General features: G+C 50.3%; 16 protein-coding genes. 10 read left to right on the top strand and 6 right to left on the bottom strand.

Features of this window, described 5'->3' with window-relative positions; all coding sequences use genetic code 11:
- Positions 1-162 precede the first annotated feature (162 nt).
- Genes CD05_RS0111620 through CD05_RS0111610 form a run of 3 tightly spaced genes read left to right on the top strand, consistent with a single transcriptional unit; the run spans position 163 to position 1,287 of the window.
- Positions 163-396 (top strand): spore coat associated protein CotJA, encoded by a 234-nt coding sequence (locus CD05_RS0111620; RefSeq protein WP_028510644.1) that lies wholly within the window; start codon positions 163-165, stop codon positions 394-396.
- The gene (locus tag CD05_RS0111615; protein ID WP_028510643.1) at positions 389-673 is read left to right on the top strand and encodes a spore coat protein CotJB; all 285 of its coding nucleotides are present in this window, start codon (positions 389-391) and stop codon (positions 671-673) included. Before CD05_RS0111620 ends, CD05_RS0111615 begins: the two co-directional genes overlap by 8 nt.
- Complete coding sequence (locus CD05_RS0111610; RefSeq protein ID WP_028510642.1) at positions 673-1,287, top strand: manganese catalase family protein; 615 nt, start codon at positions 673-675, stop codon at positions 1,285-1,287. The genes CD05_RS0111615 and CD05_RS0111610 overlap by 1 nt, the downstream gene beginning before the upstream one ends.
- 232 nt (positions 1,288-1,519) lie before the next feature.
- Here the strand turns inward: CD05_RS0111610 and CD05_RS0111605 are convergent, their stop codons facing one another.
- Positions 1,520-1,699 (bottom strand): hypothetical protein, encoded by a 180-nt coding sequence (locus tag CD05_RS0111605; protein WP_028510641.1) that lies wholly within the window; start codon positions 1,697-1,699, stop codon positions 1,520-1,522.
- Between the two features lie 387 nt (positions 1,700-2,086).
- Between CD05_RS0111605 and leuC the strand changes: the two genes are divergently transcribed.
- From leuC to leuD, 3 genes are read left to right on the top strand one after another with little or no spacing between them, the layout of a single operon-like run.
- A complete protein-coding gene (gene leuC, locus CD05_RS0111600) occupies positions 2,087-3,358 on the top strand; it encodes a 3-isopropylmalate dehydratase large subunit (RefSeq protein ID WP_028510640.1) in 1,272 nt (423 codons plus the stop codon).
- 2 nt (positions 3,359-3,360) lie between these two features.
- Positions 3,361-3,660, top strand: coding sequence for a Dabb family protein (locus CD05_RS0111595; RefSeq protein ID WP_028510639.1), 300 nt, complete (start codon positions 3,361-3,363; stop codon positions 3,658-3,660).
- A 30-nt stretch (positions 3,661-3,690) separates the two neighbouring features.
- Positions 3,691-4,179, top strand: a complete 489-nt coding sequence (leuD, locus tag CD05_RS0111590) for a 3-isopropylmalate dehydratase small subunit (RefSeq protein WP_028510638.1) — start codon at positions 3,691-3,693, stop codon at positions 4,177-4,179.
- A 274-nt stretch (positions 4,180-4,453) separates the two neighbouring features.
- On the opposite strand, the gene CD05_RS0111585 is transcribed toward leuD, so the two are convergent.
- Positions 4,454-4,873 carry a hypothetical protein gene (locus tag CD05_RS0111585; protein WP_028510637.1) on the bottom strand — a complete coding sequence of 140 codons (420 nt, stop codon included), beginning with the start codon at positions 4,871-4,873 and terminating at the stop codon, positions 4,454-4,456.
- A gap of 204 nt (positions 4,874-5,077) precedes the next feature.
- Between CD05_RS0111585 and CD05_RS0111580 the strand changes: the two genes are divergently transcribed.
- Both CD05_RS0111580 and CD05_RS0111575 read left to right on the top strand, forming a co-directional pair.
- Positions 5,078-5,587 (top strand): sigma-70 family RNA polymerase sigma factor, encoded by a 510-nt coding sequence (locus CD05_RS0111580; protein WP_051588970.1) that lies wholly within the window; start codon positions 5,078-5,080, stop codon positions 5,585-5,587.
- Positions 5,574-7,655 (top strand): hypothetical protein, encoded by a 2,082-nt coding sequence (locus CD05_RS0111575; protein ID WP_028510635.1) that lies wholly within the window; start codon positions 5,574-5,576, stop codon positions 7,653-7,655. Before CD05_RS0111580 ends, CD05_RS0111575 begins: the two co-directional genes overlap by 14 nt.
- A 213-nt stretch (positions 7,656-7,868) precedes the next feature.
- Here CD05_RS0111575 and CD05_RS0111570 read toward each other — a convergent pair whose 3' ends face one another.
- A complete protein-coding gene (locus CD05_RS0111570; protein ID WP_028510634.1) occupies positions 7,869-8,246 on the bottom strand; it encodes a C-GCAxxG-C-C family protein in 378 nt (125 codons plus the stop codon).
- Between the two features lie 173 nt (positions 8,247-8,419).
- Here CD05_RS0111570 and CD05_RS0111565 point away from each other — a divergent pair, with 173 nt between their 5' ends.
- Complete coding sequence (locus tag CD05_RS0111565; protein WP_028510633.1) at positions 8,420-9,085, top strand: response regulator transcription factor; 666 nt, start codon at positions 8,420-8,422, stop codon at positions 9,083-9,085.
- Complete coding sequence (locus tag CD05_RS0111560; RefSeq protein ID WP_028510632.1) at positions 9,082-10,101, top strand: sensor histidine kinase; 1,020 nt, start codon at positions 9,082-9,084, stop codon at positions 10,099-10,101. The genes CD05_RS0111565 and CD05_RS0111560 overlap by 4 nt, the downstream gene beginning before the upstream one ends.
- A gap of 116 nt (positions 10,102-10,217) precedes the next feature.
- Here CD05_RS0111560 and CD05_RS19870 read toward each other — a convergent pair whose 3' ends face one another.
- The 3 genes from CD05_RS19870 to CD05_RS0111545 form a co-directional block, all read right to left on the bottom strand.
- Positions 10,218-11,444: a diguanylate cyclase gene (locus CD05_RS19870; protein WP_028510631.1), complete on the bottom strand. Its 1,227-nt coding sequence runs from the start codon at positions 11,442-11,444 to the stop codon at positions 10,218-10,220.
- A gap of 105 nt (positions 11,445-11,549) precedes the next feature.
- Entirely contained in the window at positions 11,550-11,750 is a 201-nt protein-coding gene (locus tag CD05_RS0111550) for a hypothetical protein (RefSeq protein WP_028510630.1), read from the bottom strand.
- A gap of 60 nt (positions 11,751-11,810) precedes the next feature.
- Positions 11,811-12,635, bottom strand: a complete 825-nt coding sequence (locus tag CD05_RS0111545) for an RNA methyltransferase (RefSeq protein WP_028510629.1) — start codon at positions 12,633-12,635, stop codon at positions 11,811-11,813.
- Positions 12,636-12,648: the final 13 nt, after the last annotated feature.

Genomic DNA, 12,648 nt, shown 5'->3' with positions numbered 1-12,648 from the left:
CACATAGCAAGGGCGGCGGACAGCGTATCCGGAAACTGTTCGCTGCCCTTTTTGCTGCAAAAAGGTGGCTTTATACCAAAAACAGGCCGGCAAAACGGCTCTTTGACACATACCTCCGCTTTGGCATAGCATATATCACAAACTTAAAGGAGTTGATAGTTTATGGATATGTATGAGAGCTGTCCGCTCGGGCAGCTGTTGGGGGAGAATGACGACTGCGTTATCACAAACTCAGGCTCGGACGTTCTGCCTGCAAGGCTTGCATACGGCATGGCTTATGTGCCCTTTCAGAAGTGGGGCAGGGTATACGAAAGCGATGTGGCACTTGCCAGAGGCACGGTATTCCCCTGCCTTGACAAACCGTTTATAGGAGAGGAGGCGGTCTGCAATGAGTGAGCAGGCTAGTGACAGAAAGGCGATGATGCTGAAGGTGCAGCAGCTCTCCTTTGCGGTGGTGGAAGCAAACCTCTACCTCGACTCGCACCCGACCTGCGAAAAGGGGATAGCGTATTTCAAAAAGCACAAGGAAGCGCTTGACAAGGCAAAGGCTGAGTATGAAAGCAAATACGGCCCTCTGTGCATAGACAGCGCCCTTGATGAAAAGGACAAAAAGTGGCAGTGGGTGTGCGAGCCTTTCCCGTGGGTGAGCGAGTATGAAAGGAGTGAGGGCTGATGTTTGCTTACGAAAAAAGACTGCAATACCCCGTCAATATCAAAGACCCGAACCCTGCGCTTGCAAAGGTCATCATAAGTCAGATAGGCGGCCCTGACGGTGAGGCCGGTGCGGCACTCCGGTATCTTAGCCAGCGCTACGCCGCCCCGACAAGAGAGGTGCAGGCAATGCTTACAGACATCGGCACGGAGGAGCTCTCGCACCTGGAAATGGTCTCGGCTATCATCTACCAGCTTACCCGGAATCTTACGCCAAAGCAGATAACCGAGCAGGGGTTTGACGCATACTTTGTAGACCACACGACAGGCATCTACCCAGTGTCGGCATCGGGCGTGCCTTTCTCGGCGGATTATTTCCAGTCAACAGGCGACCCGATAGCAGACCTCAACGAAGACCTCGCCGCCGAGCAGAAAGCAAGGCTGACCTACGACAATATCCTGCGTCTTGTCGATGACCCGGACGTGCGAGAGCCGATAAAATTCCTGCGTGAGAGGGAGATAGTCCATTACCAGCGCTTCGGCGAGAGCCTGCGCTTAGTCACCGATATGCTCGATGAGCGCAATTTTTACGCCTTCAACCCCTCATTCGACAAGCCGAAGAAAAAGAAAAAGTAACTCAAAAAAGCTCCCGGAGAGGGAGCTTTTTTGAGGTAACAGGTAACAAGTAACAGGTAACAGGTAAGGAGCGCCTGCGGCGCAGATGCCCGTACGGGCGGTAACGCTGCGCTCAGTGAATAGTGAATAATGAATAGTGAAGAGTGAATAATTAAGGAGCGCCTGCGGCGATACCTCAACTGTTAACTGATAACTGTAAACTGCAAAAAGCTCCCGGAGAGGGAGCTTTTTGTTATCTTAGCTTGTCGGTTATCTCGTCAACCATTTCGGCAAGGCTTTCAAGCGCTCTGCCGGCGGCGCTTTTGAGCTTTTTCTTGCCCTTGTTCATCTTTGAGGTCAGCACAAAGGCCGCTGTGCCGAAGGTTATGCCTGTTGATATGCCCTTGACAAGGGGCGAATTCTTTATTGACATATAAAAATTCTCCTTTCATCTGTTTGTGATTATCTTCTGCATTATCAGCCTGCAAATACAAGCCAAATACTGCCGTACATATACCATTTAATGATTATTAACAAATAATGCATATTTTTTTGTTTACCTTTTTTAATAAACGTGATATAATATAAGGGTCTTAAGGCAACACCGCACGACCATTGTATGTCAGTATGCGGTTGTTCAGCTTTGCTGAACACTCCGAATTTTTGTCAGAATGCCCATTTTTGCCGCAGTTTTACTGGCGTAAAACAAGGTGAAATTGGGTATTATGACGGAAATTCGGCAAGCAGATGGCACACAAAGGCCAGAGCCGGTGGTCGTGCGGTGTTGCCTTAATAATCAGAAAGATAGGAGTGTTTTACATTGGGTATGACAATGACACAAAAGGTACTTGCGGCACACGCAGGGCTCGACGAGGTTAAGGCAGGCCAGCTCATAATGGCAGAGCTCGACCTCGTGCTTGGCAATGACGTTACATCACCCGTCGCTATCAATGAATTCAACAAGGCAGGCTTTGACAGTGTTTTCGATACGCAGAAGGTAACAATGGTCATGGACCACTTTACACCTAACAAGGATATAAAGTCGGCTGAGAATGCAAAGCAGTGCAGGGATTTCTGCAGCGGCTACTGCATCAGGCATTTCTATGACGTGGGCGATATGGGTATCGAGCACGCACTTCTGCCCGAAAAAGGCCTCGTTGCCCCCGGTGACTGCGTGATAGGTGCTGACTCGCACACCTGTACATACGGCGCACTCGGCGCATTCTCAACAGGTGTCGGCTCGACAGATATGTGCGCAGGCATGGCTACAGGCAAGGCGTGGTTCAAGGTGCCTTCCGCTATCAAGTTCAACATCACAGGCGAGCTGCCCAAGTACAGCTCTGCAAAGGACGTTATCCTTCATATCATCGGTATGATAGGCGTTGACGGTGCGCTCTACAAGTCTATGGAGTTTTCAGGCGATGGCCTTAAGAACCTCACAATGGAGGACAGGCTCTGCATAGCTAACATGGCGATAGAAGCAGGTGCAAAGAACGGCATCTTCGCAGTTGACGATGTTACCCGTGCTTACTGCGCAGGCAGAGTTGACAGGGAATTCACGGTGTTCGAGGCTGATGCTGACGCTGAGTACGATGCAGTATATGACATCGACCTTGGCGAGATAAAGCCAACAGTTGCATTCCCTCACCTTCCCGAGAATGCAAGGACATTTGACGATATGCCCGAGGTAAAGATAGACCAGGTAGTTATCGGCTCCTGCACAAACGGCAGGATAGAGGACATAAGAGCCGCAGCCGAGATACTCAAAGACAGGCACATCGCACAGAATGTAAGATGCATAGTTATCCCGGCAACACAGGCTGTATACCTCCAGGCTATGAAGGAGGGTCTGCTTGAGATATTCATCAATGCAGGCTGCGCTGTTTCGACACCTACCTGCGGCCCCTGCTTAGGCGGTCATATGGGCATACTTGCAAAGGGCGAGAGAGCAGTTGCCACAACAAACAGAAACTTCGTCGGCCGTATGGGTCACCCCGAGAGCGAGGTATACCTTGCTTCTCCTTATGTTGCAGCAGCATCTGCTGTTACAGGCAGGATCTCACAGCCGCAGGACTTAGTTGATGAGGTATAAAAATGGTAAGACATATTATTATATGGTCGCTCAGGGAAGACCTCTCCGAGCAGGAAAAGACAAGTGCTCTTATCAAGGCAAAGCGTGGTCTTGAAGGCCTGAAGGGCAGGATAGACGGGCTTGAAAGCATAAAGGTACACATCGACAATCTTGAAAGCTCAAATGCTGACATGATGCTCGATTCGAGCTTTACAGATGAGGCAGCACTTAAGGCTTATCAGACGAACCCCGACCACTTGGAGGTCGCAAAATTCATAAGATCGGTAGTCAGCGACAGAAAATGCATAGACTACGCTGAATAATATATAATGACAGTATGGAGGATCTAAGCTATGAAGGTATGCGGAAAGGTACATAAATACGGCGATAATGTTGATACAGACGTTATCATACCTGCAAGATACTTGAACAACCCTGACCACAAGGCTCTCGCAGAGCACTGCATGGAGGACATTGATACAGAGTTTGTAAAGAAGGTAAAAGAGGGCGACATAATGGTCGCTGAGTCGAACTTCGGCTGCGGCTCGTCAAGAGAGCACGCACCCATCGCCATCAAGGCAAGCGGCATCTCGTGCGTTATAGCAAAGACATTTGCGAGGATATTCTACCGCAACGCTATAAACATCGGTCTTCCGATAATCGAGTGCCCCGAGGCTGCGCAGAGCATCGAAGCAGGCGACGAAGTCGAGATAGACTTTGAGACAGGCATCATCACCGACAAGACAAAGGGTGAGACATATCAGGGAACAGCTTTCCCCGAGTTTTTGATAAACATCATCAACTCAAACGGTCTGCTCAATTCCTTAAAGAACGAACAGTGATACAAAAGGCTCCGCTTAAGGCGGAGCCTTTTTCTCAGGTAACAGGTAACAAGTAACAGGTAACAGGTATGGTACGCCTGACGGCAAACCGAAGGGTCGCCCCCCTTCGGACTTGCCTTTCCTCGGTTCCATATTGCCCGATATGGGGCTCGTCTGCTTACGCTTCACAGCCAAGTCTCGCAAAGCGAAACTTGCAATAAACGGCGAAGCCGCTCCTTACCTGTTACCTGTAACCTGTTACCTGTTACCTGCGCATAGCGCATAGCGCTATGCGCTACGCCGTGATGCTCACCGTTTCGCTCACATCACGCCACATCAAAGATGCGGCGGTGATCAGAAGTATGTCCGAGTCGGCATTCACTGTATCAAGATCCTCCCATGAGGAAAAGGTGATAAGCCCGTTCTCTGCCCTGATGCTCGCAGAGGTCAGATAACATTCCATGCCTTTGCTCATCGGTTCGAGCCTGAGCCTTCGTATGTCACGAAAAAGCAGCTCGAAGGTCTGAACATACCCCATGCTCCTGCGCTGAACGAGCAGCGAAAGTGTCATGTCGTCGTTTATGAAATGCTCGCTCACCTCGCCGACGTATGCGCCCGAGCGGTATTTAAGGCTGCATATGCAGCTGTTCTCAAAGCCGCCGAAGCAGGCCATGAGCTCCTCTGCGTCTTCGGTTGTTTTAATTAAGCTCCACATAAGATCATCCTCTCTTTCTTTGTTGTCTGAGTATATTATAACATATTTTCAGAGAAAGTGTGGGCAAAATTGTGGACAGTTGACCGTTTGTGAGCTATGCACAAAAAATCACAGCGTTTTTGGCTGTTTCTACAAATCTTAGATCTCAGCGTATTATTTTACGCCCCCCAAGGGATATGTATACAGAAAGGAGGGATACACACCATGCAGATACACGACACCGAAGACGACCTGCGGCAGGTGGTAGAGAAATATAAAAGCGTTGTCTACTCGGTAGCATATTCAAGGCTTAAGAGCCGGCACTATGCCGACGATGTGTTTCAGGAGACGTTTTTGCTGTACTATCAGAAGACGCTTAGCTTTGAGTGCGAGGAGGCAAGAAAGGCGTGGCTTATCAGAACAGCGCTCAACCTCTGCAAAAAGCAGAACCTAAGCTCCTGGGCTACCAAGGTAGACAGGCTGCCTGAGAACGAGGAAGAACTGCCGGCTGAGAATATGCTCACCGATGAGGAGAATGATGTGCTGCAGGCGGTGATGTCGCTTGCCGACGGGCAGAGAGAGCCTGTGTATCTGTACTACTTCACGGGGCTCTCGATAAACGAGATAGCGCTCTGCATGGGTATAAGCAGCGGTGCTGTGCAGGTCAGGCTGGCAAGGGCAAGGAAAAAACTAAAGGACAAGCTGAAGGGAGAGTATTTCTATGAGACAGAATGACATATTAAAAAGCATAGATGAAAAGCTCACACCGGGCAGCAGTGTGCAGGAGGAGCTTTTTAAGCGTGCAGCAGAGCTCAGAGCAGGAGAGAAATACATAGGCAGCGCTGAGGAGGTGTTCCTTGAAAAGGGTATAGAGCCCGAAACTATAAAATGGGAGCAGCCGTTTGCAGCAAGGGTAAAGAGCAGAAAGCTCGCCATTGCAGCGACAGCGGCGGCAGTTGCACTTCTGGTGGGCGCAGCAGCGCTTTTTGGCGCTATGCAGCACACAGCGGTAGAGAAAGACAGCAGCAACGCCGCACAAAAGCAGGGAGAGAGCGAAACGGATACGACACCACAGATACATATAGCCGAGGATTACCCGGCGCTGTCGAAGGATCTTCTGTATCAGCTTCTGGTGAAATGCTATGACGAGTATACCGAAGCAGGCAGCGACTATACAAAGCTTACAGAGCTTGAAAGCTTCAAGGTGCTTACATCGTATTTCGGCAGAAAGATGACACCCATACTCTATGATATGTATCAAAACGGCGAGGTCGAGGAGAGGTATGTTTTCATAGCAGAGAATGCCCGGGCGTATGCTCAGTGTACAGATAAAGGTGAACTGGCATGGTATGACGGTGAATACGAGGACGACGTAAGCTATGAGTTCTTTGAGTCGGTCAACAAAGAGTACGACATTATCCATTCGATGTCGCTGTATATCGATGATGAGGAAGACGACCCTGAGAGAGAGGAGCTGAAAAGGCTGCTTGACAGCCTTAAAGATGAGAGCGACTACAAAAAGTCGAATGATTATCAGAGGCTTATAAAGGTCGGCGAGCACTACGGCGACTTTTATCAGAAGGTCGCAGCCATGTACATCGCAGGTGACCTTGATGAGAAGCAGCTTGAAATAGCATATCAGGCGGCAAAGTATTTGCTGAGCGAAGAAAAGGACTATTCCGGTGTTTTGCAGCCTGAGTCAGAGATAGCGCCCGACGCATGCGAATACTACGCTAAGGAGATGACCGAGACCCCGAAAGACCGTCTGCTCACAGAGATCGATGTGGGCGCATGGGTGGATATGAAGCTGACAAGGATAGCCGACAGGCTCGGCACGGCAAACTATGATATGCAGCAAGATGTTAATTTCAAGTCGTTAAAGGCGCTGGGTGTATACACTCTGCAAAAGGCGATACTCGGAGACTGGTGTCGTTTCAATGATGACAGCAAAAAGGACAAGGCTGCTGTGCTGGTGCTAAAAGAGCTCGGCTGGGACTTTGAAGACTGTGATTCGATGGACGAAGTAAGAGCAAAGCTTACAACGGGCTGCTGCAGCCCTGATATTTTCAAAGGCGTGTATGACGGCAAGTACCGTGAGGCCGGCTATTATTTCAATAATCGAGATGCGTTTGACGGGCTGTTTGCAGCATTTAAAAAATTTGACGCTGTCAGCAGCACGGCTGACAAAATGCTGCTTACAGACGAGCAGGCAGCAGATGCCAAGAAGACAGCCTTTGCATATGCCGAGCTTTTCCAGTGCGTGAGCGGATCTACGGGCTTTGTTGATACGTCATCATCGCAAAAGCTCAGCGTTATAATTCCAAATAAGCAGGAGAACACGCTGATAATAGGCCAGACAAAATACACAAATGTCGATAAGCAGGCATTTGAGGATATAAGGCTTGCGCTTTACGATATGATAAAGCCCGACGGCACAGAGGCAGTAAACCGTGAATATCAGAGCGTTGATGCAGAGCTCACCTATTCTTCGAGCAGGAAAACGGAGAAGAAGACATTCTACGACAGAAGCCTTTGCGATATGGTATTCGAGGTCGCCTGCTATGTGTCTGAAAACAAGTTCGGCTGTGCAGTCGAGCCTGACGAGATACCTAACAACAGCACAGGCCACGAGATGACACTTGAGCTGAAAAACGAAAAGGGCGAGATCGTCTACACAGTGTACACTCCGCTCAAGGACGGCGATGAGCTTTATATAAACGGCGTAAAATACACCCGCTGCTACAATCAGTTGATACTCCTGTACAGCTGCATCAACGAGCTTGATAAAAGCGCTCAGGCATAAAAATAAGCCGATACCCTTAACAAGGTATCGGCTTTAGCTATAGGCAACACCGCACAACCACCGGCGGATACCTTTGCACGCCATCCACTTGCAAATTTTCCGTCATATTACCCAAATTCACCTTGAAATACGTTAGTATTCCTGCGGTAAATTTAGCCAATCTGACGAAAAATTTGACTGCGTGTCTGACGTACAATGGTTGTGCGGTGTTGCCTATATCATTCTTTCCTCTGTCAGCCTGACGGCGTTTTTGATGCAGTCGTCACAGGCGCAGAGCATCGGGCCGCCTTTTAAGCCCTTTAGCTCGCCGCAGTCGGCCGAGCCGCACATACGCTTGAAGTCGGCGTGGAGCAGCTTTGCATCAGCAAGCATAGGTCTGCCGGAGTAGCATTTGAGCCCGAGTATCATCTGTGCAGCACACAGCGAGCCGCAGGTAGCATCAAAAGCACCCATGCCGCAGCCAAAGCCTGCACCGAGCTTTTTGAGTGTGAGCTCGTCTTCATCAAGAATATCCGAAAAAGCCATAAGCACCGCCTGTGCGCAGTTGAAGCCGCTGTGCTTATAATCTACCGCCTTGTCCTGTCTGCTCATATATGATACCCTCCGGTAAACTGATTCTCTTAAATAAAGATAAATTATAATGAATGCTTTGCATTCATTATACCATATTCCACACAGTTAGTCAATGCTGACGGTGGTTGATTTATAAACGGATATATGATATAATCATAAAGAATCATGAACTTCTATAAGGGGAGAGCATTATGAGCAGGATATTTGTTGTTGAGGACGATATTGCGATAAGAGATGAGCTTTGCGAGCTGCTTGAAAACTCAGGCTATGAGGTCTGCCAGCCGGAGGGGTTTGAGGACATAGCAGCCCAGGCGATAAAGGCAGGGGCTGACCTTGTGCTGCTTGATATAAACCTGCCGTCAGCAAATGGCCAGACGGTGCTCAAGGAGATAAGAAAAAGCTCTGACATGGCTGTGATCATGGTGACGAGCAGGGCAGGCGAAACAGACGAGATGCTGTCTATGAGCATGGGCGCTGATGACTACATCACCAAGCCCTACAACCCGATGATACTGCTTCTCAGGATATCGGCAGTGTTAAAGCGCACGCAGTCGGGCGGTATGGCAAGGGCGAGCTATCACGGGCTTGCAGTCAACACCGCAAGGGGCAGCATAGGTGAGGGAAGCAGCGAGATAATGCTCACCAAGAACGAGATGATAATATTCTCACGGCTGCTCGCATCGCAGGGGCAGATAGTCACAAGAGACGAGCTTATGACAGCCCTATGGGACAGCGAGGAATACATAAACGACAACGCCCTGACCGTTAACATCAGCCGCCTGCGACAGAAGCTCTCGGAAGCAGGCATCGAGAAAGCACTTGAAACAAGAAAGAAACAGGGGTATATGCTGCTATGAGCTTTTCATCATTTTTAAAGGACAGGCTGGCACAGCTGATGATATTCTTAGCAGGGTATCTGATAATGCTATGTTTTTTCGGGGGCTATCACGCAGGCGGCGGGCAGATAGCCGTGATAAGCGTCTGCTACTGGTCAACTGTCGCAGCTGCGCTTGTATACGGATATTTAAGAGAGCATGGCTTTTTCAAAAGGGCGTTTGATTCGCTAAAGGGGCTTGATAAGAAATACCTGCTGCCCGAGATGACAGAGGAGCCGGCGTTTCTGGAGGGCAGGCTGTTTAGCGAGATGCTCTACGAGGCCGGCAAGAGTATGTGCGAGAACGTGTCAATGCACAGCCGCAGGGCAGATGATTTCAGAGAGTACATCGAGCTCTGGGTACACGAGGTCAAGCTGCCGATAGCATCGCTCTCGCTCATGGCGCACAATGACGGCGAGCAGGGCGAGAGGTATTCAGCGCAGCTTGCGAGGATAGATTCATACATAGAGAACGTGCTCTACTACTCACGCAGCGAGAACGCAAACAAGGACTACATCATCAAGGAAACACCCCTCGGCAGGGCGTTCAAGGAATCGGCGCTCAAAAGCCGTGAGGCGCTGCAGCAGAGGAACGTCACAGTAAACACTCAGGGGCTTGACAAAAGGGTCATGACCGATGCGAAGTGGCTCGAATACATCTTCACGCAGCTGACAGCCAACAGCCTGAAATACTTCTCTCCCGACAGGCCGCCGGAGATAAGCATATTCACCGAGGAAGACGAGCAGTGCATCACGCTGCATTTCAGAGACAACGGCATAGGCATACCGCAAAGCGACCTGCCCTACATTTTTGAAAAGAGCTTCACGGGCGAGAACGGCCGCTTACATTCAAAGAGCACCGGCATGGGGCTGTACATCACCGGCAGTCTCTGCCGCAAGCTCGGCCACAAGGTCACAGCCGCATCTGCGCCGGGTGAGTACACGGACATAATGATTTCGTTCGGGAAAAATGACATATACAGGCCGGAGGCTGAGTGAGGTGACAGGCAACAAGTAACAGGTAACAGGTGAGGTGTGCCCCTCGACCTTCGGCCTGCCGCCTTAGTTATGCATAATAAAAAGCGGGCAAGGTGTCTTCACCCTGCCCGTTTTGTTTATTTCATGCTTTTTAAATAGCACTTGCGCTCGTACATCTTCTTGTCGGCACGCTCGAAAACGTCCGAGAAGCTGCCGTCACGCTGCCTGTCGTATATTTCAAGACCTGTTGATACCACAACAGCGCCAATGCTCTGATTTTGTTCTATCACACGGTCAAATTCCGAGAGCAGCTGCTGCCTGTCGTTGTAGTCCGAGCCTTCGAGGATAACAGTGAACTCATCGCCGCCTATCCTGAAAACAGGGCTGTGACAGAATCTGCTGCATATCAGCGCACAGCCGGTCTTGATGTAGTTGTCGCCCTCGTCGTGACCGTAGGTGTCGTTTATCAGCTTAAGGCCGTTCAGGTCAAACACTATCACGCCGAATTCCTTTACAGAGCCGTCGGCAAGACCCTTGTTTATACGCTCTATGGCTTCGAGGTAGGCGTGCTTGTTCTTGACTCCCGTAAGCGGGTCTGTATAGGCAAGATGCCTTGCAGAGCCAAGTTCCTGCTCCTGCTCCTGCTCTCTTTGAAGCGTCTGCTCAAACTTTTCCCTGATAACCTTCTTTTCCTTTTCGAGCATGAAGGTGTGTACTATGAATGCAAGCGCCGTGCCGGTGGTTAGGACTACCATTGACATGATTATCAGCACGAGCTTTCTTGTGTCGAGCATCTTGTCATACCACTCGGCATTGAAGTCAACGCCCACTATGCCGACAACATTTCCGTCCGAATCAAATATCGGGCTGTATGCCGAGTAGAAAAGCCCCCATTCGTCCTCGCAGGGCTCCTTGTCAACATCTGCTTTGCCCTTTGAGGCGTTTACAAGAGCATCTGTCGTGTCTATCTCCTCGCCCCATTCGCCGGGGTCAACAGGCTCGGGGTCTATAGTGAAGGCAAAGCTGCCGTCATCAAGCTGCTGTATGCCGTAGATGTAGTCAAGCTGTATGCTGTCCTGGAAGGAGCGCAGCGTGTCGTAGACCTTCTGGTATTCGGGCGAGCCCTTGTCTTCTGCTTTGAGCTTTTTTAGCTCGTCGCCGTTTATCATGTGAGCGGCAGTGTTGGCAACATCGAGCATTCGCTGCTCGACCTGCTCTCTGAGCGCTTTTTTAGCCATATCTATAATCGCCACACTCATGACAATGTGGGCTATAAGGAATATGACCAGCGCAATTATAAAGCTGCGGACGCTTATGCCGCTTTTCTTGCTTTTCTCGCTATTTTTGCTGTTTATACTGCTCATGACCCACCTCTTTTCGACAGAGTTATACCCTATATATTATATCACATATTTCCAAAAAAGAAAATAGTTTTATGATTTCTTAATATAATATTCACAAATAGGTGTTCAGACAAGCTCGCCGTGCTCTGCTATCTCCTCGTCAGTTATCTCGCTGCCGGTATCCCAGCCCATTTTGTAGGCAAGGGCATCGTATACCTTTATGCGCCTGCCGTCATCGAGCAGCAGAGTCACCTTGGGCTCCTCGCCCGGCATAAAGCCCTCGCAGCCGTTGTCGGGCTCTGTAAGGTCGGTTATTTTGTGTGTCATGTATACTTCACTCCCCGGGAATCTTTCGTATCTCATATTATTCAGCTTCTTTGGATTTGGTTATTCGGCCTGTTTGCCGCCAAGCTCCCAGAAAGCCACGGCGCTCGCTGCGGCGACATTGAGTGAATCCACCCCGTGTGACATGGGTATCTTTATCGTGTAGTCGCATGAGAGGATAGTCTCCTCCCTGAGCCCCTCGCCCTCTGTGCCGAGGATGATCGCAAGCTTGTGCTCATCTTTGAGCCGCTTGTCTGATATGCTCACAGTGTCGTGCCGAAGCGCCATTGCGGCGGTGGAAAAGCCCTGCTCTTTTAAAGACCCCACATACTCAGGCGCAGGCTCTGCCATATACGCCCACGGCACCTGAAAAACTGTGCCCATGCTCACCCTTACCGAGCGGCGGTATAACGGGTCGCTGCACGCCTTGGTGAGCAGCACAGCATCTATCCCCAGCGCTGCCGCCGAGCGGAAAACAGCGCCAATATTCGTCTGGTTCATTATGTCTTCAAGCACGGCTATGCGGCGTGCGTTCTTTATCAGTGCGGCAGGGTCGGGCAGCGGTCTTCGGCGCATAGCGCACAGCACCCCCTGTGTCAGCCTGAAGCCTGTGAGAGCACACAGCGTTTGCTCATCGCCTGAGTATACCGGCAGGGCGCCGACACGCTCTACTATATCAGCCGCCTGCCCTGTGATGTACTTATCAACAAGCAGCAGCGACAGCGGCTCATACCCTGCATTGAGAGCTCTGCGTATGACCTTAGGGCTCTCGGCTATGAATATGCCCTCCTCTGGCTCAAACCAGCGAAGCAGCTGCACTTCGGCGGTCGTGCGGTAGGGCAGAAGATCCGGTGTTTCAAGATCGGTGACTTTTCTGATATCGGGCATTGTTTACGCACCC

The organism is Ruminococcus sp. NK3A76 (assembly GCF_000686125.1).
Taxonomy (GTDB): Bacteria; Bacillota; Clostridia; order Oscillospirales; family Ruminococcaceae; genus NK3A76.
Note: the sequence above shows the minus strand (reverse complement) of the source record. Positions and strands in the feature narration are given on the sequence as shown.

Bases quoted from the DNA above. Each gene is read 5' to 3' on its own strand.
- CD05_RS0111620 (WP_028510644.1), top strand. From the start codon at position 163: ATGGATATGTATGAGAGCTGTCCGCTCGGGCAGCTGTTGGGGGAGAAT.
- CD05_RS0111615 (WP_028510643.1), top strand. From the start codon at position 389: ATGAGTGAGCAGGCTAGTGACAGAAAGGCGATGATGCTGAAGGTGCAG.
- CD05_RS0111610 (WP_028510642.1), top strand. From the start codon at position 673: ATGTTTGCTTACGAAAAAAGACTGCAATACCCCGTCAATATCAAAGAC.
- CD05_RS0111605 (WP_028510641.1), bottom strand. From the start codon at position 1,699: ATGTCAATAAAGAATTCGCCCCTTGTCAAGGGCATATCAACAGGCATA.
- CD05_RS0111595 (WP_028510639.1), top strand. From the start codon at position 3,361: ATGGTAAGACATATTATTATATGGTCGCTCAGGGAAGACCTCTCCGAG.
- leuD (WP_028510638.1), top strand. From the start codon at position 3,691: ATGAAGGTATGCGGAAAGGTACATAAATACGGCGATAATGTTGATACA.
- CD05_RS0111585 (WP_028510637.1), bottom strand. From the start codon at position 4,873: ATGTGGAGCTTAATTAAAACAACCGAAGACGCAGAGGAGCTCATGGCC.
- CD05_RS0111580 (WP_051588970.1), top strand. From the start codon at position 5,078: ATGCAGATACACGACACCGAAGACGACCTGCGGCAGGTGGTAGAGAAA.
- CD05_RS0111575 (WP_028510635.1), top strand. From the start codon at position 5,574: ATGAGACAGAATGACATATTAAAAAGCATAGATGAAAAGCTCACACCG.
- CD05_RS0111570 (WP_028510634.1), bottom strand. From the start codon at position 8,246: ATGAGCAGACAGGACAAGGCGGTAGATTATAAGCACAGCGGCTTCAAC.
- CD05_RS0111565 (WP_028510633.1), top strand. From the start codon at position 8,420: ATGAGCAGGATATTTGTTGTTGAGGACGATATTGCGATAAGAGATGAG.
- CD05_RS0111560 (WP_028510632.1), top strand. From the start codon at position 9,082: ATGAGCTTTTCATCATTTTTAAAGGACAGGCTGGCACAGCTGATGATA.
- CD05_RS19870 (WP_028510631.1), bottom strand. From the start codon at position 11,444: ATGAGCAGTATAAACAGCAAAAATAGCGAGAAAAGCAAGAAAAGCGGC.
- CD05_RS0111550 (WP_028510630.1), bottom strand. From the start codon at position 11,750: ATGACACACAAAATAACCGACCTTACAGAGCCCGACAACGGCTGCGAG.
- CD05_RS0111545 (WP_028510629.1), bottom strand. From the start codon at position 12,635: ATGCCCGATATCAGAAAAGTCACCGATCTTGAAACACCGGATCTTCTG.